Annotated in this window: 21 protein-coding genes; 11 read left to right on the forward strand and 10 right to left on the reverse strand. The window is 67.8% G+C overall.

Annotated elements, in window-relative coordinates:
* Positions 1-5: 5 nt before the first annotated feature.
* The 4 genes from C5O27_RS14625 to tkt are packed head-to-tail and all read right to left on the reverse strand — an operon-like array spanning position 6 to position 5,800.
* Positions 6-1,007, reverse strand: coding sequence for a glucose-6-phosphate dehydrogenase assembly protein OpcA (locus C5O27_RS14625; protein ID WP_006357235.1), 1,002 nt, complete (start codon positions 1,005-1,007; stop codon positions 6-8).
* Positions 1,004-2,572, reverse strand: coding sequence for a glucose-6-phosphate dehydrogenase (zwf, locus tag C5O27_RS14630; RefSeq protein WP_127963000.1), 1,569 nt, complete (start codon positions 2,570-2,572; stop codon positions 1,004-1,006). Before zwf ends, C5O27_RS14625 begins: the two co-directional genes overlap by 4 nt.
* 7 nt (positions 2,573-2,579) lie before the next feature.
* Positions 2,580-3,701: a transaldolase gene (gene tal, locus C5O27_RS14635; protein WP_006357237.1), complete on the reverse strand. Its 1,122-nt coding sequence runs from the start codon at positions 3,699-3,701 to the stop codon at positions 2,580-2,582.
* Positions 3,702-3,721: 20 nt separating this feature from the next.
* Positions 3,722-5,800, reverse strand: coding sequence for a transketolase (tkt, locus tag C5O27_RS14640; protein ID WP_006357238.1), 2,079 nt, complete (start codon positions 5,798-5,800; stop codon positions 3,722-3,724).
* A 240-nt stretch (positions 5,801-6,040) separates the two neighbouring features.
* Here tkt and C5O27_RS14645 point away from each other — a divergent pair, with 240 nt between their 5' ends.
* Positions 6,041-7,033 (forward strand): heme o synthase, encoded by a 993-nt coding sequence (locus tag C5O27_RS14645; protein WP_006357239.1) that lies wholly within the window; start codon positions 6,041-6,043, stop codon positions 7,031-7,033.
* 18 nt (positions 7,034-7,051) lie between these two features.
* On the opposite strand, the gene C5O27_RS14650 is transcribed toward C5O27_RS14645, so the two are convergent.
* A complete protein-coding gene (locus C5O27_RS14650; RefSeq protein ID WP_006357240.1) occupies positions 7,052-8,026 on the reverse strand; it encodes a quinone oxidoreductase family protein in 975 nt (324 codons plus the stop codon).
* Positions 8,027-8,101: 75 nt separating this feature from the next.
* Here C5O27_RS14650 and C5O27_RS14655 point away from each other — a divergent pair, with 75 nt between their 5' ends.
* Positions 8,102-8,485, forward strand: coding sequence for a hypothetical protein (locus tag C5O27_RS14655; protein WP_127963001.1), 384 nt, complete (start codon positions 8,102-8,104; stop codon positions 8,483-8,485).
* 75 nt (positions 8,486-8,560) lie between these two features.
* On the opposite strand, the gene C5O27_RS14660 is transcribed toward C5O27_RS14655, so the two are convergent.
* The 4 genes from C5O27_RS14660 to mptB form a co-directional block, all read right to left on the reverse strand.
* Positions 8,561-9,589: a COX15/CtaA family protein gene (locus C5O27_RS14660; protein ID WP_127963002.1), complete on the reverse strand. Its 1,029-nt coding sequence runs from the start codon at positions 9,587-9,589 to the stop codon at positions 8,561-8,563.
* Positions 9,586-10,389 (reverse strand): ABC transporter permease, encoded by an 804-nt coding sequence (locus tag C5O27_RS14665; protein ID WP_035751700.1) that lies wholly within the window; start codon positions 10,387-10,389, stop codon positions 9,586-9,588. Before C5O27_RS14665 ends, C5O27_RS14660 begins: the two co-directional genes overlap by 4 nt.
* A gap of 11 nt (positions 10,390-10,400) precedes the next feature.
* Complete coding sequence (locus C5O27_RS14670) at positions 10,401-11,351, reverse strand: ABC transporter ATP-binding protein (RefSeq protein ID WP_127963003.1); 951 nt, start codon at positions 11,349-11,351, stop codon at positions 10,401-10,403.
* Positions 11,352-11,460: 109 nt separating this feature from the next.
* Entirely contained in the window at positions 11,461-13,293 is a 1,833-nt protein-coding gene (mptB, locus tag C5O27_RS14675; protein ID WP_040003948.1) for a polyprenol phosphomannose-dependent alpha 1,6 mannosyltransferase MptB, read from the reverse strand.
* 175 nt (positions 13,294-13,468) lie between these two features.
* Between mptB and C5O27_RS14680 the strand changes: the two genes are divergently transcribed.
* The 9 genes from C5O27_RS14680 to C5O27_RS14725 all read left to right on the forward strand — a co-directional run bounded on the left by C5O27_RS14680 (position 13,469) and on the right by C5O27_RS14725 (position 20,780).
* Positions 13,469-14,275: a helix-turn-helix transcriptional regulator gene (locus tag C5O27_RS14680; RefSeq protein WP_040003949.1), complete on the forward strand. Its 807-nt coding sequence runs from the start codon at positions 13,469-13,471 to the stop codon at positions 14,273-14,275.
* Entirely contained in the window at positions 14,272-15,726 is a 1,455-nt protein-coding gene (gene sufB / locus C5O27_RS14685) for a Fe-S cluster assembly protein SufB (RefSeq protein WP_035751525.1), read from the forward strand. Before C5O27_RS14680 ends, sufB begins: the two co-directional genes overlap by 4 nt.
* The gene (gene sufD, locus C5O27_RS14690) at positions 15,726-16,913 is read left to right on the forward strand and encodes a Fe-S cluster assembly protein SufD (protein WP_035751527.1); all 1,188 of its coding nucleotides are present in this window, start codon (positions 15,726-15,728) and stop codon (positions 16,911-16,913) included. Before sufB ends, sufD begins: the two co-directional genes overlap by 1 nt.
* A gap of 55 nt (positions 16,914-16,968) precedes the next feature.
* A complete protein-coding gene (gene sufC, locus C5O27_RS14695; protein WP_127963004.1) occupies positions 16,969-17,742 on the forward strand; it encodes a Fe-S cluster assembly ATPase SufC in 774 nt (257 codons plus the stop codon).
* Between the two features lie 26 nt (positions 17,743-17,768).
* Complete coding sequence (locus C5O27_RS14700) at positions 17,769-19,055, forward strand: cysteine desulfurase (protein ID WP_127963005.1); 1,287 nt, start codon at positions 17,769-17,771, stop codon at positions 19,053-19,055.
* A 2-nt stretch (positions 19,056-19,057) separates the two neighbouring features.
* The gene (sufU, locus tag C5O27_RS14705) at positions 19,058-19,540 is read left to right on the forward strand and encodes a Fe-S cluster assembly sulfur transfer protein SufU (RefSeq protein ID WP_127963006.1); all 483 of its coding nucleotides are present in this window, start codon (positions 19,058-19,060) and stop codon (positions 19,538-19,540) included.
* Complete coding sequence (locus tag C5O27_RS14710; RefSeq protein ID WP_006357252.1) at positions 19,537-19,932, forward strand: metal-sulfur cluster assembly factor; 396 nt, start codon at positions 19,537-19,539, stop codon at positions 19,930-19,932. The genes sufU and C5O27_RS14710 overlap by 4 nt, the downstream gene beginning before the upstream one ends.
* A gap of 236 nt (positions 19,933-20,168) precedes the next feature.
* On the forward strand, positions 20,169-20,351 hold the full coding sequence (locus C5O27_RS14720) for a helix-turn-helix domain-containing protein (protein ID WP_269208857.1): 183 nt from the start codon (positions 20,169-20,171) through the stop codon (positions 20,349-20,351).
* Between the two features lie 36 nt (positions 20,352-20,387).
* Positions 20,388-20,780, forward strand: a complete 393-nt coding sequence (locus C5O27_RS14725; protein WP_127963007.1) for a DnaJ family domain-containing protein — start codon at positions 20,388-20,390, stop codon at positions 20,778-20,780.
* A gap of 3 nt (positions 20,781-20,783) precedes the next feature.
* Here C5O27_RS14725 and C5O27_RS14730 read toward each other — a convergent pair whose 3' ends face one another.
* Positions 20,784-21,920 carry a lycopene cyclase family protein gene (locus tag C5O27_RS14730; RefSeq protein ID WP_127963008.1) on the reverse strand — a complete coding sequence of 379 codons (1,137 nt, stop codon included), beginning with the start codon at positions 21,918-21,920 and terminating at the stop codon, positions 20,784-20,786.
* Between the last annotated feature and the right edge of the window lie 7 nt (positions 21,921-21,927).

Genomic DNA, 21,927 nt, shown 5'->3' on the forward strand with positions numbered 1-21,927 from the left:
GTCTTTCACTCTTTTCCGTCGGATGCGGCTGAATCGCTCTGCTGTGCGGCGTGTTCGACAGCGGCTCGCATGTCGGCGCGGAGGAGTGCCTCCTGCTCCGGTGAGATCCGCTCCACGTCGGCGACACCGGCCAACGCCGAGGCGTACACCTCGTCGACGTCGAGACGGCGCAACTCCTCGGCGATGCACACCGGCAGCGAGCGCGGCGTCATCGCGATCTTCCCGTCCGGCTTGCCGGGTGCGGTCAGGACGGCGTTGTTGCTCTCGTCGACGGCCAGCACGGTGTCGCCGTCGGTCCGGACGAGTCGAACCTCGAAGCTGCCGGTGAACCTGCGCGTGGGGACGCCCAGCGCGGACCGCAGCCAGCCGGCGAGCAGGTCGATGGCCGGACTGCGATCGGGTCCGGTCACATCGATCTCGAGGACCGGGGTGAACGGAGGACGATCGAGTGCCGAAGCGAGGATCGCCCGCCACGGGGTGAGCTGGGTCCAGGCGATGTCGGTGTCACCGGGCGAGTACCCGGCGAGACGACGTTTGAGGACGGTGTTCAGGCCGGGGTCGCGATTGGCGTCCATGATCCGGCGGCGGCCCAGCGTGCCGAGCGGATCGGATGCCGGCCGCGCGGGACCGATACTCGGCCACCAGGTGACCACCGGGGTGTCCGGCAGCAGGAAGGGGATCACCACTGCGTGTGCGTGGTCGGCCATGTCGCCGGCCAGAGACAGCACGATGACCTCCGACGCGCCGGCATCGCCGCCGACGCGGATCTCGGCGTCCATCCGCGAACGCGCATGGCGCACACCGCGGGAGACGACGATGACGCGGCTGGGATGCTCGCGGCTCGCGGCGATCGCGGCCTCGATGGCGCCTTCGGTGGGTTCGTCGTGTTCGGCACAGACGACCAGCGTGAGCACGCGACCGCTGTTGACCGAACCCTCGGTCTCGTGGAGCGTGACCAGTCGCTTGGCGACTTCCCGGCTCGACGTGTCGGGCAGGTTGACGATCATGGACGCCTCCACTGTCGGCCATGGCGTGCGAGCATCTCGTCTGCGGACGCCGGACCCCAGGTTCCTGCCTCGTACGCTTCCGGCCGGCCGTTCTGGGCCCAGTGGTCGAGCACCGGATCGAGGATCTTCCAGGACAATTCGACTTCCTCGTTGACGGGGAAGAGTGACGGTTCCCCGAGCAGCACGTCGAGGATCAACCGTTCGTAGGCCTCCGGGGACGCCTCGGTGAACGCGGTGCCGTAACTGAAGTCCATGTTCACGTCGCGGACTTCCATGCTCGATGCGGGCACCTTGGAGCCGAACCGGAGCGTCATCCCCTCGTCGGGCTGAACGCGGATCACCAGCACGTTCTGGCTGAGTTCCTCGGTCATCGTCTGATCGAAGGGCAGATGCGGCGCCCGTTTGAAGACCAGCGCGATCTCGGTGACGCGCCGGCCGAGGCGCTTGCCGGTACGCAGGTAGAAGGGGACACCCGCCCAGCGGCGGGAGTCGACCTCCAGGGCGATCGCGGCGAAGGTCTCGGTCGTGGAGTCCTTGGCGAAGCCGGACTCCTCTTTGAGGCCGCGAACCTTCTCGCTGCCCTGCCAGCCGGCGGTGTACTGACCCCGAGCCGTGTTCTCCGACAGCGGCTCGATGTTGCGGGTGGCGGCGAGAACCTTGGCCTTCTCGGCCTGTAACTGCTTGGGCTCGAAAGAGATCGGCTCTTCCATCGCCACCAGCGCCATCAGCTGCAGCAGATGGTTCTGGATGACGTCGCGCGCCGCCCCGATGCCGTCGTAGTAGCCGGCCCGGCCACCGAGACCGATGTCCTCGGCCATGGTGATCTGGACATGGTCGACGTAGTGCGAACTCCACAGCGGATCGAACAGCTGATTGGCGAAGCGCAGCGCCAGGATGTTCTGCACCGTCTCCTTGCCGAGGTAGTGGTCGATGCGGAACACCGACGACTCCGGGAAGACGTTGTTGACGATGGCGTTGAGTTCACGGGCCGAGCCGAGGTCGTGACCGAAGGGCTTCTCGATGACCACCCGGCGCCAGCTGTCGCCGGTCTGTGCTGCGAGCCCGCTGCGCTCGAGCTGTTCACACACCGTCGGGAACGCCCCGGGCGGGATCGACAGGTAGAAGGCGTGATTGCCGTCCGTACCGCGTTCGTTGTCGAGCGACTTGAGGGTGTCGCGCAACTTGTCGAAGGCGGCGTCGTCGTCGAAATTGCCCTGCACGAAGCGGAAGCCCTCGGCGAGGCGCTCCCACACCTCCTCACGGAAGCCCGTGCGGGCGTGTTCCCGCACGGCGTCGTGCACGACCGCCCCGAAATCCTCGTCGGTCCAGTCCCGCCGGGCGAACCCGACGAGAGCGAACGACGGGGGGAGGAGTCCGCGGTTGGCGAGGTCGTAGACCGCAGGCATCAACTTCTTGCGTGCCAGGTCTCCGGTGACGCCGAAGATGACCAGACTGCACGGTCCCGCGATACGCGGGAGCCGCTTGTCCCGTGGGTCACGGAGCGGATTGGTCCAGGAGTCGGGTCCTACAGCATCGGGTCCCACTGAATCCCCGCCGACGGCCACTGTGGGATCAGCCCTTGATCGCCGCGGACAACTGCTCGGCGGTCGCGTTGAGCAGATCGTTCCACGCGTCCTCGAACTTGCTCACGCCCTCGTCCTCGAGGACCTTGAAGACATCGACCGTGTCGACGCCGAGCGCCGCGATCTTGTCGAAGACCTCCTGCGACTCCTGCGCGAGACCGATGATCGAGCCGGTGTTCACCCAACCGTGGTCGGCGAAGGCGTCCATCGTCTTGCCCGGCATGGTGTTGACCGTGTTGGGTGCGACGAGCTCGCTGACGTACAGGGTGTCGGGGTAGTCCGGGTTCTTCACGCCGGTCGACGCCCAGAGCGCGCGCTGCGGACGGGCGCCGTGGGCGAGCAGATCGGGGAAGCGCGACTCGACCTCGAACACCTGCTGGTAGGCCGAGTAGGCCAGGCGGGCGTTGGCCAGTGCCGCCTTGCCCTTGAGCTCCATCGCCTCCGGGGTGCCGATGGCGTCGAGACGCTTGTCGATCTCGGTGTCGACGCGCGAGACGAAGAACGACGCCACCGAGTGGATGTTCGACAGGTCGTGGCCGGCTTCCGCGGCGGCGTCGAGGCCGTCGAGGTAGGCGTCCATGACGTCCTTGTAGCGCTCCACCGAGAAGATCAGCGTCACGTTGACGCTGATGCCCTCGGCGATGACCTTGGTGATCGCCGGGAGCCCGGCCGTGGTGGCCGGGATCTTGATCAGCAGGTTCGGGCGGTCGACGATCTTCCACAGCTCGATCGCCTGGGCGACCGTGCCGTCGGTGTCGTGGGCCAGGCGCGGGTCGACCTCGATCGACACCCGGCCGTCGACGCCGTCGGACTCCTCGTACACCGGTGCGAGCACGTCGCAGGCGTTGCGGACGTCGTCGGTGGTCACCGTGCGGATGGTGCCGTCGACATCGGCGCCACGCGCGGCCAGTTCGGTGACCTGCGCGTTGTAGGCGGTGCCCTTCGACAGCGCCGCTTGGAAGATCGACGGGTTGGTGGTCACACCGACCACCGACTTGGTCGAGATCAATTCGGCGAGTTCGCCGGAGCCGATCAGGTCACGGGACAGGTCGTCCAGCCACACCGAGACTCCGGCGGCGGACAGTTCGGCGAGCTTCTCGTTCTGGGTCACGATCTCTCTCCTTGGGTTGGTCAGCCGGCGACGACGCGCTCGGCGGCCGACGTGACGGCCTCTGCGGTGATCCCGAACTTGGTGAAGAGCACCTTGTAGTCGGCCGAGGCACCGAAGTGCTCGATGCTGACGATCTCGCCACCGGCGCCGACGATGCGGTACCACGGCATCGCGATGCCGGCCTCGACGGCGACACGCGGAACCGACGGCGGGAGCACGTGGTCCTGGTACCCCTTGGGCTGCTCGTCGAACCACTCGACACAGGGCATGGACACGACGCGGGCCTTGATTCCCTTGTCGGCCAGCGCCTTCTGTGCTTCGACGGCCAGGTACACCTCGGAGCCCGTGCCGATCAGCACGACCTGCGGATCGCCCTCGGAATCGCTGAGGATGTAGCCGCCGTTGGCGACGCCCTGCGCCGAGGTGCCCTCGAGGATCGGGAGGTTCTGCCGGGTGAGCGCCAGGCCGACCGGGTGGTTGCGCCGGGTCAGCAGGTGCGCCCACGCGTAGGCGGTCTCGTTCGCGTCGGCGGGACGCACGACGTCGAGATTAGGGATCGCCCGCAGCGCCGCCAGGTGCTCGATCGGCTGGTGGGTCGGGCCGTCCTCGCCGAGACCGATCGAGTCATGGGTCCAGACGTAGATCGGGTCGATCTCCATCAGCGCCGCCAGACGGACGGCCGGACGCATGTAGTCGGCGAACTGCAGGAAGGTGCCGCCGTAGGCGCGGGTCGGTCCGTGCAGGGCGATGCCCGACAGGATCGAACCCATCGCGTGCTCGCGGACACCGAAGTGCAGGGTGCGGCCGTACGGGTTGGCCGACCACTTCTTGGTGCTGATCGACGTCGGGCCGAACGAGGGCTCGCCGTCCATCGTGGTGTTGTTCGAGCCGGCGAGGTCGGCAGAACCGCCCCACAGCTCGGGCAGCACGGGCGCGAGGGCGCCGAGCACCTTGCCCGAGGCGCTGCGCGTCGCCACGTCCTTGTCGCCGACGTTCCAGCTCGGCAGGTTCTCGGTCCAGCCCTCGGGGAGCTCGTGGGCGGTCAGGCGATCGAACAGCGCCTTCTGCTCGGGGTTCTTCTCAGCCCATGCGTCGAAGGACGCCGTCCAGGCCTTGCGCTGCTCGGCGCCGCGCTCGACGAGCTTGCGGGTGTGCGCGATGACCTCGTCGGTGACCTCGAAGTTCTTCTCCGGGTCGAAGCCGAGAATCTTCTTGGTCGCGGCGATCTCCTCGTCACCGAGCGCCGCGCCGTGGGCCGCGCCGGTGTTCATGAGGTTGGGTGCCGGGAAGCCGATGATGGTGCGGAGGCAGATGATCGACGGACGGTCGACGACCTCCTGGGCGGCCTTGATCGCGGCCTCGATGGCCACGACGTCCTCGCCGCCTTCGACGGTCTGCACGTGCCAGCCGTAGGCCTCGTAGCGCTTGGCGACGTCCTCGGACAGGGCGATGTCGGTGTCGTCCTCGATCGAGATCTGGTTCTGGTCGTAGAACACGATCAGGTTGCCGAGCTGCTGGGTGCCGGCGAGCGAGCTGGCCTCAGAGGTCACGCCCTCCTCGATGTCACCGTCGGAGGCGACCACGTAGATGTAGTGGTCGAACGGGCTCTCGCCGACGCCGGCATCCGGGTCGAACAGGCCGCGCTCGCGGCGGGCGGCCATCGCCATGCCGACCGATGAGGCGAGACCCTGGCCCAGCGGGCCGGTGGTGATCTCCACACCGCGGGTGTGGCGGAACTCCGGGTGACCGGGGGTCAGCGAATCCCAGGTCCGCAGCGCCTCGATGTCGGAGAGCTCGAGGCCGAAGCCACCCAGGTAGAGCTGGATGTAGAGGGTCAGGCTCGAATGCCCGCAGGACAGCACGAAGCGGTCGCGGCCGGCCCAGTCGGTGTCGGTGGGGTCGTGACGCATCACGCGCTGGAACAGCGTGTAGGCCAACGGTGCGAGGCTCATGGCGGTACCCGGATGACCACTGCCACACTTCTGCACCGCGTCGGCGGCCAGCAGGCGGGCCGTGTCGACGGCACGCGTGTCGAGGTCGGTCCAGTCGTCCGGATGGCGGGGGGTGGTCAGTGCGCGGATCTCGTCTGTGTCGGCCACGATGGTGATTGTCTCCTGTGCCTGCTCGGGTTTTCGGCGCGTTCGGGTCCAGAGTAATCGGCCAGGAGCACGGCCTGCGCGCCGACCGAAAGTTACCGGTCGGTTCGTCGATCGGTGCCGGTCACGGGACCGGCCACGAGGCGATTACGGTTCGCGAAGGCAAACGTCTACCATGCTCTGTAGTAGCCCGCGGCGATCTGTGCGGGCAGACGAGGAGTGTTCGTGAGGATAGGGGAGCGTGTGAGCGGAGACCGTCCCGCCGCATCCCACTCGACCGACACCGCATCACAGCAGGTTTCGACCGAGCCGGTCATGCCGGCGGATCTGACGTGGGCCGGACGTGTGCGCGCGACGGTGCTTGCGTATGTCGCGCTGACCAAGCCGCGGGTCATCGAGCTGCTGCTGGTCGCGACGATCCCGGTGATGCTGCAGGCCGATCGCGGTCACGTCGACATCGCTGTCATCGCCTTCACCCTGATCGGTGGATGGCTCGGTGCCGGCAGCGCGAACACCCTCAACATGGTGGTCGACGCCGACATCGACAAGAAGATGAAGCGCACCGAACGGCGGCCCCTGGCCCGTCGGGCGGTCGCCACGCGCAGTGCGCTGATCTTCGGCCTGGTGCTCTGGGCCGCGTCGTTCGCGGTGCTGTACTTCGCCGCGAACCTGCTGTCGTCTCTGCTCGTCTCGGCGACGATCATCTTCTACGTCGGCGTCTACACGATGATCCTCAAGCGCCGCACCTGGCAGAACGTGGTGTGGGGCGGCGCCGCCGGTTGCATGCCGACGCTGGTCGGCTGGGCGGCCGTCACCGGCTCGATCAGCTGGCAGCCGATCGTGCTGTTCCTGGTCATCTTCTTCTGGACTCCGCCGCACACCTGGGCGCTCGCGATGCGCTACAAGGAGGACTACAAGGCGGCCGGCGTGCCGATGCTCCCGGTCATCGCGACCGAGGAACGCGTCACGCGTCAGATGCTGATCTACACCTGGCTGACCGTCATCAGCTCCCTCGCACTGATCCCGGCCACCAGCTGGATCTACACGGTGATCGCCCTCCTCGCCGGCGCCTGGTTCCTCGAGCGGGTCACCAAGCTCTACCGCGACACCAAGCGCGGCGCCGAGGTGAAGCCCCTCAAGGTGTTCCTGCAGTCCAACGAGTACCTGGCGATCGTCTTCTGCGGCCTCGCGATCGACGCGGTCGTCGGCATGCAGACGATCTCCTCGTACTTCTGATCCGGTCGTTCAGATCCCTCAGGAATCCGCCGGCAGCAGCACGGTCGCACCCGTGGTCTTGCGTGCCTCCAGGTCCGCGTGGGCCTGCGCGGCGTCGGCCAGCCGGTATCGCTGACCCACCCGCACGTCCACGTCGCCGTCTCCGATCGCCTCGAAGTACTCGCTTGCCCGCCAGTTCAGTTCCTCCGGCGTCGCGGTGAAATGCGCGAGGGTGGGTCGGGTCACCGACAACGAACCGGCCGGGTTGAGGCGCTGCAGATCGAACGGCGGCACCGGTCCGCTGGAGGCACCGAACAGCACGATGATGCCGCGGACGGCCGTGGCGGCCAGCGACTGCTCGAAGGTGTCGGCGCCGACCCCGTCGTAGACCACCGCAACACCGCGACCGTCGGTCATCTCCCGGACGCGCGCGGCGAGGTCGTCCCCGTAGCGCAGGACGTGGTCGGCCCCGGCCTCCCGGGACAACTGCTCCTTCTCCTCCGAGGACACCGTCGTGATGACCCGCAGACCGTGGCGCTTGGCCATCTGGGTCAGGATCAGCCCGACCCCGCCGGCCCCGGCGTGGATCAGCACCGTGTCCTCCGGATGCGGGTGTGCGCTGCCGTCGAGCAGGTAGTGCGCGGTGAGCCCGCGGAGCAGCGACGATCCGGCGACCGCGTCGTCGATGCCGTCGGGGACGACGACCGCCTGCGCGGCGGGCACCGCCACGAGTTCGGCATACGACGCGGGCGCCGCACACCATGCGACCCGCTGACCCACTTCGAGGGCGGACACGTCGGAGCCCAGGGAGACGATCTCGCCGGCCCCCTCGGTGCCCGGGATGTACGGCGGGGTCGAAGGATAGAGACCGCGGCGGAGGTAGGTGTCGATGTAGTTGACGCCCACCGCCGAGGTTCGGACGATCACCTCGTCGGCGGCCGGGATCGGGTCGTCGACGGTTCCGAAGGTCAGGACGTCCGGACCGCCGTGGCGGGTCACCTGTATCGCACGCACGACACCCGTTGTACACGGGGAACGCGCCGGACGTGACGCCCATCCCGGTATCGGGATCGGCCGAGGCCCACCGGTATGCTGAGCGTCATGACTGACAGTGCCGCCACCGACACCACAGCCACGCCGACCGTCCAGGCACCGGGCGATGTCGTCGCCTCGGTGAAGAAGTTCGTCGCGCGCGAGGGCGGGAGCGCCAAGGTCGTCCTGCAGGCGATCGGTGCGGCCGGCGTCCGGATCACGCTCGTCGGTGACGCCGGAGGCGTCCTCGGTGACCGCGTCGTCGCCGACCTCGTGACCGCGCAGGCAGTCGTCGACGCCGTCGACGGACTCGAGATCGCCGAGTGGGATCGCGATCTCACCTCCGAGACCACCGTCAAGCCGTCGCATTACCGCAAGATGGCCGGCTGGGTGGCCCGCCAGAAGCGCTTCCCGAAGGCGCGCAACCGCGCGATCCTCTGACGCGACGGTCCGACCCCGAACCAGAGACGACCCCCGGCGCGATCGCCGGGGGTCGTCGTCGTTCGTGACGCGTGGTCAGGCCGCGTCGACGTGCGGCTGATCGGTCCCCCGGGCGACCAGCACCTGCCAGGTCGCGCCGATGAGGAGCAGCGCACTGCCGAACATGTGCGCGATGACCAGCGCGACGGGCAGATCGGTGAAGAACTGGACGAAGCCGATCACACCCTGCAGGACGAGCAGGCCCACGAAGACCAGTGCCGAGCGCTGCTGGGGACGCGCGAAGACGCGGGCGTAGATGAGTGCGGCCAGACCCAGGCCGACGAGTACGAACACCGCATCTGCGTGGAGCTGGGTGGCGTTGTCGGGGTCGAGTCCGTTGCGGGGGGCGTCGGCGTCGCCGGCGTGGGGGCCGGAACCCGTCACCACTGTGCCGAGGTAGATGGTCACCCAGGTGACCGCGTACAGCAGCCACGCCAGGTAGACGCCCAGTCGCCGGGTCGCCATCCCCGGGGTGTCGGTGTCGGCGGGTGCGGGTTCGGCCGGGGTCGGATACGGGCGCATCCGGAAGACCAGGACGGTCGCCGCCGACACCAGGATCATCGACAGGATGAAGTGCAGCGCCACGACCCACGGATTGAGGTCGGTGAGGACGGTGATGCCGCCGATCACGCCCTGGAACGGGATACCGAGAGCGATCAGGGTCACGAGCCACTTGTCGCGGCGGGCCGATCCGACGTAGCGGAGCACGGCGATCCAGGCGGCGATCGCGATGATGATGAGGACCCATGTCAGCATCCGGTTGCCGAACTCGATCGCGCCGTGGATGCCGAGTTCGCCGTGCGGGACGAAGGAATCGTCGGTGCAGCGCGGCCAGGTGGGACAACCGAGTCCCGAACCCGTCACGCGGACGGCGCCGCCGGTGGCGACGATCCCGACGTTGGAGACCAGCAGCGCCATCGCCCAGCGGTGTACGAAGCGGATCGTCGGTCGGCCGAATCCCGGGATGGACCGCCAGAAACCGCCCACCTGTCGATTGCCCCCCTCGGTAGTCGCCCTGTCGGGGTCCGCCCCGTCGGGTCGTGTCGAAGTCTGCGACGTCGTCATCGGAATCGGAACCACCTCACTGCCAAGGTGCCGGCCACTGCGGCCCACACCAGCAAGACGCCCACCCCGAAGGCGTCGAACGAACCACGTGCGGCCATTTCCAGGGCCTCACTGAGCGCACCCGAGGGGATACACCGTGCGAAGGTGTGCACGGCGCCGGGAACGTTGGAATCGACGACCACGAGGCTGCCGAGTCCGATGAACGCGAACCAGAGCAGGTTCGCCAGGGCCAGGACGACCTCCGCCTTGAGCGTGCCGCCGAGGAGCAGCCCGAGGGCCGCGAAGCAGGCGGTGCCGACGATGATCACCAGCGCGCCGATGAGCAGTCCGACCGCGTCGGGCCGCCACCCGAAGGCGAGTCCGATGGCGCCGAGGATGACCGACTGCAGGGCCACCACGATCAGCACTGCGACCGACTTGCCGACGATGATGCCCCACCGGGGAATCGGTGTGGCGCCCAGTCTTTTCAGGGCCCCGTACCGGCGGTCGAAACCGACGGCGATGGCCTGGCCGGTGAAGGCGGTCGACATCACGGCGACCGTCAGGATCGCGGGGACGAAGAGCGTGGCGCGCTCGGCCGGGCCGTCGCCGAAGGTCGTGTTGATCGGCAGCAGGCACAGCCCGATGAGCAGCGTGATCGGGATGAACATGGTGAGCAACAACTGTTCACCGTTGCGGAGCAGGAGCTTGAGCTCGAGGGTCGACTGCGCGGTGATCATCGCCGGCAGGGACGCCGGACGCGGCGCCGGACGGAACATGCCCTCGGGGAAGAGTCCCGTGCCGGGAGCGGGGGAGTTCACTGCGGGGGAGTTCACTGTCGTAGGGCCCGTCCGGTCAGGTCGAGGAAGACGTCTTCGAGACTGCGGGTCTCGACACGGAGATCGGTGGCGAGGACGTTGATCTTCGCGCACCAGGCGGTCACCGTCGCGAGAACCTGCGGCGTCATCGGGCCGATGACGAGGTACGAGCCGGGGTTCGCCTCGGTGCAGTGATAGCCCTCGGGAAGTGCGAGCGTGAGCATCGACAGGTCGAGCCCGCGGGGCGCGGTGAACCGCAACTCGTTCTCGGCGCCGGTGCTCGTGAGGTCGGCGGGGGTCCCGGCGGCGACCGCGCGGCCGTGATCGATGATCACGACCTGGTCGGCGAGTTCCTCCGCCTCGTCCATCAGATGCGTGGTGAGCAGGACGGCCACGCCGTCGGCGCGGAGGCGGTCGACGAGTTCCCACACGACGAGACGCGCGTGGGCGTCGAGGCCGGCGGTCGGCTCGTCGAGGAACACCAGTTCAGGACGGCCGACGATCGCGCAGGCGAGCGCGAGGCGCTGCTGTTGTCCGCCGGAGAGGCGTCGGTACGACGTGCGGCGGACGTCGGCGAGACCGAGTGCGTCGATGAGGAATTCGGGGTCGATCGGGTCGGCCGAGTAGGCGGCGACGAGCCGCAACATCTCCTCGGCGCGGGCGCCCGGGTAGGCGCCGCCGCCCTGCAGCATCACACCGACGCGGCGTCGGAGGGCGTCGTTGTCGACGATCGGATCGAGCCCGAGAACCCGGACGGTGCCGGCGTCGGGGGCGGTGAAGCCCTCGCAGATCTCGACGGTCGTGGTCTTGCCCGCACCGTTCGGTCCGAGGAGGGCGAGGATCTGTCCGCGCTCCACGGTCAGATCGAGCCGATCGACGGCGGTACGGTCACCGAAGGTCTTGACCAGCCCGCGTACCTCGACCGCTGGGGATGCGACGGGGTCGCTCGGCGGACGATCGTTCATTCGATCGTCATCGCTGATCTGCCGAGGGGTCGTGCTGCGCACACAGGTCAGACTAGGCGCTCGGACCCCGCGGACGAAAAACGCCGTTCGCGGGTGCGGTGGGGGATCGTCATGGCGTCGGGGCGTTCTCGGCCGGTTCCGGGGACTCCTCCGGTGCCCCGGTTCTGCGACGACGCCATCGGCGCGGCGAACGGTCCTCGAAGAAGAGTGCGGTGAGTGCTGCGACCATGATCACACCGGCCAGAAGCCCCTGTGCGAGAACGACTCCGCTGGTGTTGGAGCTCGTGGGCATCACGACGATGGCGATGATCGCGGATGCCGCGATGGTCGAGATCCGGAACCACGCTCCCGTCGCCCACGCCGCGAGCGGGATCACCGCCCAGAGGAGATACCAGGCCTGGACGAACGGGAAGAACAGGATGAATGTGGCCATTGACACACCGAGTGCGCCGAGGGGGTGCAGGCGTCCGCCAAGGGTCGCGAGCATCCACCGGATGATGAACAGACCCGCGACGAGCTGACCGATCGGGCGTGCGACGTCGAGGATCGCCTGGGTGTGCTCTCCAAGTCCGAGCGTCACACCGATCCGACCCGTCGTCACCCCGAGCAGCGTCGGCATCGACATCCACGACCGGACGATCTCGCCGGTGGAGAGCGTGCCCGTCCAGCCGAATCCGAGCCCGGTGGCCAGCGAGATACCAACCATCACGATGCCCAGGACGACCACGTAGAACGCCGCGGAGACTCCGAGGGCGTACACGGACCATTTCGATCGGGTCCACCATTCGCGGATCGGCGCGTGCCGCAGAGCCGGCAGCGTGGCGCCCCAACGCATCGCCAGGGCGATCCCGACGAAACCGAGCGCGAGCATGGAGGCGACCTTGATCATCGCCGACGCCGCGATCACCGCGCCGCCTGCGATCAATATCCAGCCGGCACTTGTGGGTATCAGCGTTCCCGGCTTCCGTAACCGGTCGACGCCGTAGATGGCGCGGAAGCTCAGCTCGAGGCCGACGAGCATCAGGCCGAGCATGAGTGCCTCGTTGTGGATGCCGCCCACCAGATGCAGGATCACCAGCGGGTTCATCGCACCGAGCCACAGGGCGGCGACCGAGGACACCCCGCAGCGCTTCGCGAGACGCGGCAACGCCCACACGATGAGCGCGACACCGATCAGTGCGACGATGCGGTGCAGGAAGATCGCCGCGGTGATGTTCGCCCCGGTGATATTGGTGATGCCCTCGCCGATCCACAGGAACAGCGGTCCGTAGGGCGCGGGGGTGTCGCGCCAGAGGTTGGGCACGGATCGGGTGAGGATGTGATCGACCCCGAGGCCGCGGACGGGACTGACCGAGTACGGGTCCATGCCGCGGAAGGCGATCGCGCTCTGGGCGAGATAGGAGTAGACGTCCTTGCTCAGCAGCGGGGGAGCCAGCACGATCGGCGTGATCCACAGCATGAGCGTCCGGTCGGCCTGGCGTCGGCTCATCCGCCGTTCCGGACTGCGTCCGTGACGGACCTCGACGCTGAAGCGGCCGACCGCGAAGCGGCCGATCAGAAGCCAGGCGACCACGAGAGTGATGGTGCCGCCGATGGAGAGGGCGAGCGCGGTCCCGAACATCCGCGATGGCAGCGACAGCACGCGCATGCCGGCGACCGGGTTCTGCAGTACGGGCACCGCGCCGGTGCCGAGCGCGCCGATCAGGATCAGAACCGAACCGGTGGCTCCGAACAGCTTGATGCGGCGGAGGCGACGGGTCTCCGCGGCGTTGAGGGGGCCGACCTCGCGCTCGTCGTCGTGTAGTCGGGCGATGGCCTTGCCGTAGTCGCCGCGCTGCTCGGTGGCGTCGCCGTCGGTTCCGGCGGGACGCTGTTTACGCAGTCCGAGGTAGTCGAGTACGGCGAGCAGGTGATTCCACACGAGTCCGAAGAAGTCCGGCACGCGGCGGCCAGCTGTGGTTTCGGGCACACGACGACTGTAATCGGCGGCGCCCGATACCTCGCGACCACCCTTTATCCGGACAATCACGACACCGCTGACGAACTCGGACGCAGCGCTAAGGGCACCCTTGCTGGCAGGGCGGAATCAATTACGTCACACTCGTGTTGTGAAAACCATGCGGAACGATGTTGTGCTGCCCTCGGGCGGCGGCGATGCCGTGCCCTCCGCTGGTACGGCAACCACTCGCGCGCCCCTCGGTGCCGATGCGCACCACGATGGTCAGACGCGTGATGCGGTGGTGAACCTGCTCGTCGAGGACGGCCCGCTGACCGCGAGCGAGATCGGTGAGCGCCTCGGTATCTCCGCCGCCGGAGTGCGTCGTCACCTCGACGCGCTCACCAGTGCCGGGGACATCGAGGTCGCCTCGACCGGGTTCGGTCAGCGTCGCGGTCGTGGACGCGGTCGACCGGCGAAGTGGTTCCAGCTCACGGCGGAGGGGCGCGGCAAGATGCGCCACGCCTACGACGACCTCGCCGGTGCCGCGATGCGCAAGCTCCGTGACCTCGGTGGCCACGACGCCGTCGCCGAGTTCGCGCGGGAACGTGTCGAACGGATCGTCGCCGACGTGTCGCCGAGCGCCGACCCGGTCACGGTCTCCGACACGGTCGAGGAGATCGCCGACGCGTTGACCAGCGCGGGATACGCGACCAACACCCGGCAGGTCGGCAACGGCATCCAGATCTGCCAGCACCACTGCCCGGTGGCGCACGTCGCCACCGAGTTCCCCGAACTCTGTGAGGCCGAGACCGCGGTCTTCACCGAGCTGCTCGGCACGCATGTGCAGCGCCTGGCCACCATCGCCAACGGTGACTGCGCCTGCACCACCCACGTGCCGATCCACCCGCCGCCGGAGGCTCCACCGTCTCCCCGGCACGGAACCTCACAGACACTGCCCACGACAACCCGAAAGGCCACGCGATGACCGTCACCGATCCGGCCGCCACCACGCCGACCGCCCCGGCTCCCCTCACGCAGGAAGAGACGATTGCCGCGCTCGGCAAGTACGGCTACGGCTGGGCCGACTCCGACGTGGCCGGCGCCAGCGCCAGGCGCGGACTGTCCCCGGCGGTCGTCGCCGACATCTCGGCCAAGAAGAGCGAACCCGAGTGGATGCTCGAGCAGCGACTCAAGGCACTGAAGATCTTCGACAAGAAGCCGATGCCGCACTGGGGCGCCGGACTCGAGGGCATCGACTTCGACAACATCAAGTACTTCGTGCGGTCCAGCGAGAAGCAGGCCGCCACGTGGGAAGACCTGCCCGAGGACATCAAAAACACCTACGACAAGCTCGGAATCCCCGAGGCGGAGAAGCAGCGCCTGGTCTCCGGTGTCGCCGCCCAGTACGAGTCAGAGGTCGTGTACCACTCGATCCGTGAGGATCTCGAGAAGCAGGGCGTGATCTTCCTCGACACCGACACCGCGCTCAAGGAGCACCCGGAGATCTTCCAGGAGTACTTCGGTTCGGTCATCCCGGCCGGCGACAACAAGTTCTCCGCGCTGAACACCGCGGTCTGGTCCGGTGGCTCGTTCATCTACGTCCCGCCCGGCGTCCACGTCGACATCCCGCTCCAGGCCTACTTCCGGATCAACACCGAGAACATGGGTCAGTTCGAGCGCACGCTGATCATCGTCGACGAGGGTGCTTACGTGCACTACGTCGAGGGTTGTACCGCGCCGATCTACAAGACCGACTCGCTGCACTCCGCGGTCGTCGAGATCATCGTGAAGAAGGGCGGCCGCTGCCGCTACACGACCATCCAGAACTGGTCGAACAACGTCTACAACCTGGTGACCAAGCGCGCCAAGGCCGAGGCCGGCGCCACCATGGAGTGGGTCGACGGCAACATCGGCTCGAAGGTCACCATGAAGTACCCGGCGGTCTGGCTGACCGGTGAACACGCGAAGGGCGAGGTCCTCTCGGTCGCCTTCGCCGGCCCCGGCCAGCACCAGGACACCGGCTCCAAGATGGTCCACCTCGCACCGAACACCTCGAGCAACATCATCTCGAAGTCGGTGGCCCGCGGTGGTGGCCGCGCTTCCTACCGCGGCCTGATCAAGGTCAACAACGGAGCGCACGGCAGCCGTTCGACGGTGAAATGCGATGCGCTGCTGGTCGACACCATCTCCCGCAGTGATACCTACCCCTACGTCGACATCCGCGAGGACGACGTGACGATGGGGCACGAGGCGACCGTCTCGAAGGTCAGCGACGATCAGCTCTTCTACCTGATGAGCCGTGGTCTGACCGAGGACGAGGCGATGGCCATGGTGGTCCGCGGCTTCGTCGAGCCGATCGCCAAGGAACTCCCGATGGAATACGCGCTCGAGCTCAACCGCCTGATCGAGCTTCAGATGGAAGGAGCCGTCGGCTGATGGCCGATCCGACACTCCCGGTTTCGACACCGGGATCGCATTCGCCTGTCGTCAACAAGGGTGAACTGTTCACCTCGTTCGACGTCAACGCCTTCGAGGTGCCCAGCCCTCGCGAAGAGGCCTGGCGCTTCACCCCGTTCCGCCGACTGCGCGGTCTGCACGACGGTTCCGCGCAGCGGACCGGCGAGGCCACCGTGGATGTTTCCGGAGTCGCCGACGGCGTCACGGTGGAGACCGTGGGTCGCGAGGACGAGCGCCTCGGCCAGGGCGGCGTGCCCTTCGACCGGGTTGCCGCACAGGCGTACTCGTCGTTCACCCAGGCCACGGTCGTCACCGTCGGCCGCGAGGTCGAGCTGTCCGAGCCGGTCACCATCACGATCACCGGACCCGGTGAGGGCGAGACCGCCTTCGGTCACACCCAGGTCAGGCTAGAGCCCTTCGCCCGCGCCGTCGTGGTGCTGGACCAGAAGGGCGGCGGAACCTTCGCCGAGAACGTCGAGTTCGTCGTCGGCGACAGTGCCGCGCTCACCGTCGTCAACGTCCACGACTGGGATGACGATGCCGTGCACGTCGTCACCCATCACGTGCGCACCGGCCGCGACGCCGTGGTCCGCCACTTCGCGGTCAGCTTCGGCGGCAACCTCGTTCGGCTCTCGCCGATCGTCCACTACGACGCGCCGGGCGGCGACGTCGAGATGTGGGGTCTGTACTTCGCCGACGCCGGACAGCATCTCGAGCAGCGTCTGCTCGTCGACCACAGCCAGCCCAATTGCCGCTCGAACGTGGTGTACAAGGGTGCGCTGCAGGGCGATACGACCGGCGACCGGTCGCGTGAGGCGCACACCGTCTGGATCGGCGACGTGCTGATCCGCGCCGAGGCCGAGGGAACCGACACCTTCGAGCTCAACCGCAACCTGGTGCTCACCGACAACGCCCGCGCCGACTCGGTGCCGAACCTCGAGATCGAGACCGGTGAGATCGTCGGTGCCGGCCACGCCAGTGCCACCGGACGTTTCGACGACGAGCAGCTGTTCTACCTGCAGGCTCGCGGCATCCCCGAGGACCAGGCGCGCCGTCTGGTCATCCGCGGATTCTTCGGCGAGGTGATCGCCAAGATCGGTGTGCCCGAGCTCCGCGAGCGTCTGTCCGCCGCCGTCGAGCGCGAGCTCGAACTCTCCGGCGCCTGACCAGCGTCCGCGCCTGACTCAAACCTCCCACAGCCTGTTAGAGAGAACTCAGAACATGACCACACTGGAAATCCGTGACCTGCACGTCGACGTCGCCCAGACCGACGCCGACGCCGAGCCCATCCACATCCTCAAGGGTGTCGACCTGACCGTGAAGTCCGATGAGACGCACGCGATCATGGGCCCCAACGGTTCGGGCAAGTCGACGCTCTCCTACGCGATCGCCGGCCACCCCAAGTACGAGGTCACCTCCGGTTCGATCACCCTCGACGGCGAGAACGTCCTGGAGATGAGCGTCGACGAGCGTGCTCGTGCAGGCCTGTTCCTGGCCATGCAGTATCCGGTCGAGGTGCCCGGCGTCTCGATGTCGAACTTCCTGCGCACCGCCGCCACCGCCGTCCGCGGCGAGGCACCGAAGCTGCGTCACTGGGTCAAGGAGACCAAGGAGGCGATGACCGCTCTCGAGATCGACCCGTCGTTCTCCGAGCGGAGCGTCAACGAGGGCTTCTCCGGTGGTGAGAAGAAGCGCCACGAGATCCTCCAGCTCGACCTGCTCAAGCCGAAGATCGCCATCCTCGACGAGACCGACTCGGGCCTCGACGTCGACGCGCTCCGAGTCGTCAGCGAGGGTGTCAACCGGTACAAGGAACGCGACAACGGCGGCGTCCTGCTGATCACGCACTACACACGCATCCTCCGCTACATCAAGCCCGACTACGTCCACGTCTTCGTCAACGGACGCGTCGTCGAGTCCGGCGGCCCGGAGCTGGCCGATGTGCTCGAGGAGAACGGTTACGAGCGCTTCACCTCGGCGGCCAAGGCCGGCTGAACCAACACCCCTGGAGGTGCACGCACGTGACACTCTCACCTGAGACAACAACTGCGGCAGCCGCTCTCGACGTCGAGGCGCTGCGCGCGGACTTCCCGATCCTGTCGCGCACCGTTCGTGACGAGAAGCCGTTGGTGTACCTCGACTCCGGGGCCACCTCGCAACGTCCCGTCCAGGTGCTCGACGCCGAGCGGTACTTCCTGACCCACCACAATGCCGCGGTGCACCGGGGAGCCCACCAGCTCGCCGAAGAGGCCACCGACGCCTATGAGGACGCGCGCGAGGTCATCGCCGGGTTCGTCGGGGCGTCGTCGGACCAGCTCGTCTTCACCAAGAACGCCACCGAGGCGCTCAACCTGGTGACCTACACGCTCGGTGACCCGCGCTCGACGTCGGTTCTCGGCGGTTCGGCACTCGGTCCCGGCGACACGGTGGTGATCACCGAACTCGAGCATCACGCGAATCTGGTTCCGTGGCAGGAACTCTGCCGTCGGACCGGCGCGACACTGCGCTGGTACGGCGTGACCGACGACGGTCGGATCGACGTGGACTCGCTGACCCTCGACGAGTCGGTGAAGGTCATCGCGTTCACCCATCAGTCGAACGTCACCGGTGCGGTCGCCGATGTCGGAGAACTCGTCTCCCGTGCGCGGGCCGTCGGCGCGCTCGTCGTCCTCGACGCGTGCCAGTCGGTGCCGCACATGCCGGTCGACTTCACCGCGCTGGACGTCGATTTCGCCGCCTTCTCCGGGCACAAGATGTTCGGCCCGAGTGGTGTCGGCGCGCTGTACGGCAAGAGTGAACTCCTGGAGGCGTTGCCGCCGTTCATCACCGGTGGATCGATGATCGAGACCGTCACGATGGAGGCGTCGACCTACGCGCCGCCGCCTCAGCGTTTCGAGGCGGGCGTGCCGATGACGTCGCAGGTCGTGGGCCTCGGTGCCGCGGTGCGCTACCTGCAGACCATCGGTATGGAAGCCGTTGCCGCCCATGAGCATGCACTCGTCGAGTACGCGCTCACGCGGCTCGGCGAGATCGACGGTCTGCGCATCATCGGGCCGGCCACCGCGGAGAACCGCGGGGGAGCGGTGTCCTTCCTCGTCGACGGCATCCACGCCCACGACCTCGGGCAGATCCTCGACGACGAGGGTGTCGCCATCCGCGTCGGCCATCACTGCGCATGGCCGCTGCACCGCCGGTTCGGTGTGGCCGCGACCGCACGCGCATCGTTCGCCGTCTACAACACGCCTGCCGAGGTCGACGCGCTGGCCGCAGCAATCATCAAGGCGCAGAAGTTCTTCGGGGTGAACTGAGCATGCGTATGGAGCAGATGTACCAGGAAGTGATCCTGGACCACTACAAACATCCGCACGGTCGGGGACTGCGCGAGCCGTTCGGGACCGAGGTCCACCACGTCAATCCGACGTGCGGCGACGAGGTGACCCTGCGCGTCGCCGTCTCCGCGGACGGCAGCACGATCGACGACGTGTCCTACGACGGGCAGGGATGCTCGATCTCCCAGGCCTCGACGTCGGTGCTGCACGATCTGATCGTCGGGCAGTCGGTCGGCGAGGCTCTCGCCACCGTCGAGTCGTTCAACGCGATGATGACCTCCCGCGGTAAGGATCCGGGGGATGAGGACGTCATCGGCGACGGCATCGCCTTCACCGGCGTCAGCAAGTACCCGGCGCGCGTGAAGTGCGCCCTCCTCGGCTGGATGGCGTTCAAGGACGCTCTCTCCCAGACGGTGGACAGCCACGACACCGACAGCCACGAGAAAGAAGCGGAGTCAGCATGAGTGACGAGACAGCCACCGAGAACCCGACCGCGACGGACACCACCGCCGCCGGCACTCCGGCCGCCCCGGCGACCTCGCTGCCGGCCCTCGAAGACGTCGAAGAGGCGATGCGCGACGTCGTCGACCCCGAGCTGGGGATCAACGTCGTCGACCTCGGACTCGTCTACGGCATCGAGGTGACCGACGAGGCCGTCGCGAAGATCGACATGACCCTCACGTCGGCGGCGTGTCCGCTGACCGACGTCATCGAGGATCAGTCGCGCGGCGCCCTGGTCGGCAGCGGTCTGTGTACCGACCTCGAGATCAACTGGGTCTGGCTGCCGCCGTGGGGCCCGGACAAGATCACCGACGACGGCCGGGAGCAGCTGCGCGCGCTCGGATTCACCGTCTAGAACGCTTCGCTACATCGATCCGACCGCCGTCGAGGCGGCCGGATCGATCGCTTTGGCGACGATCACCTCGTGAACGGTGGGCATGCTGTGCGCGTCGCTGACTCGGCGTGAACAGGCGGTGGACCAGATCTTCTCGAGGATTCCGACGTAGGCCCTGGCGTGGACGATGTCGGCGAAATCGAGTTCGATCGTGACCTCGGTCGCGGCCTCTCCGTTCGTGGCCCGCGAGAGGGGCGTTGACGGGCCTGACCAGTCGAGGGCGGGAGGTGCTCGGCCGTGTCTGCGCAGGTATGGACAACAGGTCGATCGCCGCCGCGGTGTCCGTCTCCGAGCACACGGTGCACGACCACGTGAAGTCGATCCTCCGCAAGACCGCGTGCGGCAATCGGACGATTCTGATCGCCCGCATCGCGGGCTGAGCGTCTCCGGTGCGGGGGGGGAGTAGAACCGAAGATGTGAACCGGTTCGAATCACGCGTCGAGCGGATGATCCGCGAGGCGGCCGAACGCGGCGAGTTCGACGACCTGCCGGGTGCCGGCAAACCGCTCGACCTGTCGGACAGCGACGACCCCGATTGGTGGGTCAAGCGCAAGATCCGTGACGAGAACCTGGATTCCTCGGCCCTCCTCCCGGCGCCGCTCCAATTGCGCCGGGAGGCACAGGATTTCCCGGAGTCGCTGCGCGACATCGCCGACGAGACCGCAGTCCGCGACATCCTCACCGACTTCAATCGGCGTGTACGAGAAGCACACCTGGCGTCACGTCGGATCGCGATGCCGCACAGCGTCGTCGCCCACACCATCGACATCGACGACATGGTCCGGCAGTGGCGCGCCCGACGGCGCTGACCGTCACCCTCTGCGAGGGTCGTTCCCCGCCCAGTCCGGCGTGGACATGGCCCCGCGGGCCACGACGGCCCGCGTGCGCATGTCGACGGCCCGGATGACCCGGGTCATCGCGCCCATCGTCCCGGTCAGGTCGTCGCGCCGGCTGAGGTAGCTGCGCTGCGCTTCGATCGGCATCGCGAAGAACGCCTCGAAGAACGCGATCGTCTGGGTGGGGCTGAGTCGCAACAGGACGCTGAGTCCGCGCAGACGGAGATTGTGGACGGCGCGTGCCGAGGAAGGCCACAGCTCGGGCATCGGGTCCCGCCCCGCGGCCAGCGCGGCGACGACGTCGTCGACGCACATCAGTGAGTAGGCGACGCTGTAGCCGGTTGTCGGATTCTTGAAACCGCCTGCGGCACCGAACCGGAACGTCGGATCCCGCCACGGCTGCGGCGACGACCCCGTCATCGGGAACGCCACCCGTTCGGCCCGGCGGACACCCGACGGAAGCCCGCCGAGCCGGACGTCGAGCCGACGCTTCAACTCGTCGAGACCAAGTGCCGGCAGGCCGACCAGACAGGTCTCCTCCAGGAGGTACTCGTCGTCGCCGAGCGGCACCACATAGAGGAACGACGGCAGCGCCCGGCGGTCGACGATTCCGCCGCGCCAGTCCATCAGCAGCGCCTCGTGGTCTTCGAGAAAAGGTGCGGCGGTGGCCTTGTCGACGACGATGCCGTAGGCGGTCTGCCGGGGCGCCTCGTCGGTGAGCGCCCCCCGGCAGTCGACCACCACGTCGCCGGTCAGGACCCGACCGGACTTGAGATGTACTCGCGCCCCGTCGACCTCGGTCACCCGGTCGGTGACGATGTCCGCTCCGTCGAGTGTCAGGGAGCGTTGCAGACCGGGGGTGTCGAACACCGTGTAACCGCGGTCCACTTCATCGAGAGCGGTGCCGGCTACGCCGACGCGATCGAGGCGGGCGGCGAACGCCGCCGGGTCGAGCCAGTCGGGGAGCTCGTCGGACCAGCAGGCGAAGGTGGACTGCCAGACGCGGTCGGGGTGGGTGTCGACGACGGTCACCGGTACCGCGGCGGCGAGCAGCCGATGGGCCAGGGCACGCCCGGCCGGTCCCGCACCCAGAACGATCACTCCGCCGGCCATGCCCTCG

Source organism: Gordonia alkanivorans, from assembly GCF_004011905.1.
Lineage (GTDB): Bacteria > Actinomycetota > Actinomycetes > Mycobacteriales > Mycobacteriaceae > Gordonia > Gordonia alkanivorans.

What these genes read in the sequence shown, in the direction of transcription:
- C5O27_RS14625 (WP_006357235.1), bottom strand. Translation starts at nt 1,007, where the DNA reads ATGATCGTCAACCTGCCCGACACGTCGAGCCGGGAAGTCGCCAAGCGA.
- C5O27_RS14655 (WP_127963001.1), top strand. Translation starts at nt 8,102, where the DNA reads ATGCTGAGCGTCATGACTGACAGTGCCGCCACCGACACCACAGCCACG.
- C5O27_RS14660 (WP_127963002.1), bottom strand. Translation starts at nt 9,589, where the DNA reads ATGACGACGTCGCAGACTTCGACACGACCCGACGGGGCGGACCCCGAC.
- C5O27_RS14670 (WP_127963003.1), bottom strand. Translation starts at nt 11,351, where the DNA reads ATGAACGATCGTCCGCCGAGCGACCCCGTCGCATCCCCAGCGGTCGAG.
- C5O27_RS14680 (WP_040003949.1), top strand. Translation starts at nt 13,469, where the DNA reads ATGCGGAACGATGTTGTGCTGCCCTCGGGCGGCGGCGATGCCGTGCCC.
- sufB (WP_035751525.1), top strand. Translation starts at nt 14,272, where the DNA reads ATGACCGTCACCGATCCGGCCGCCACCACGCCGACCGCCCCGGCTCCC.
- sufD (WP_035751527.1), top strand. Translation starts at nt 15,726, where the DNA reads ATGGCCGATCCGACACTCCCGGTTTCGACACCGGGATCGCATTCGCCT.
- sufC (WP_127963004.1), top strand. Translation starts at nt 16,969, where the DNA reads ATGACCACACTGGAAATCCGTGACCTGCACGTCGACGTCGCCCAGACC.
- sufU (WP_127963006.1), top strand. Translation starts at nt 19,058, where the DNA reads ATGCGTATGGAGCAGATGTACCAGGAAGTGATCCTGGACCACTACAAA.
- C5O27_RS14710 (WP_006357252.1), top strand. Translation starts at nt 19,537, where the DNA reads ATGAGTGACGAGACAGCCACCGAGAACCCGACCGCGACGGACACCACC.
- C5O27_RS14730 (WP_127963008.1), bottom strand. Translation starts at nt 21,920, where the DNA reads ATGGCCGGCGGAGTGATCGTTCTGGGTGCGGGACCGGCCGGGCGTGCC.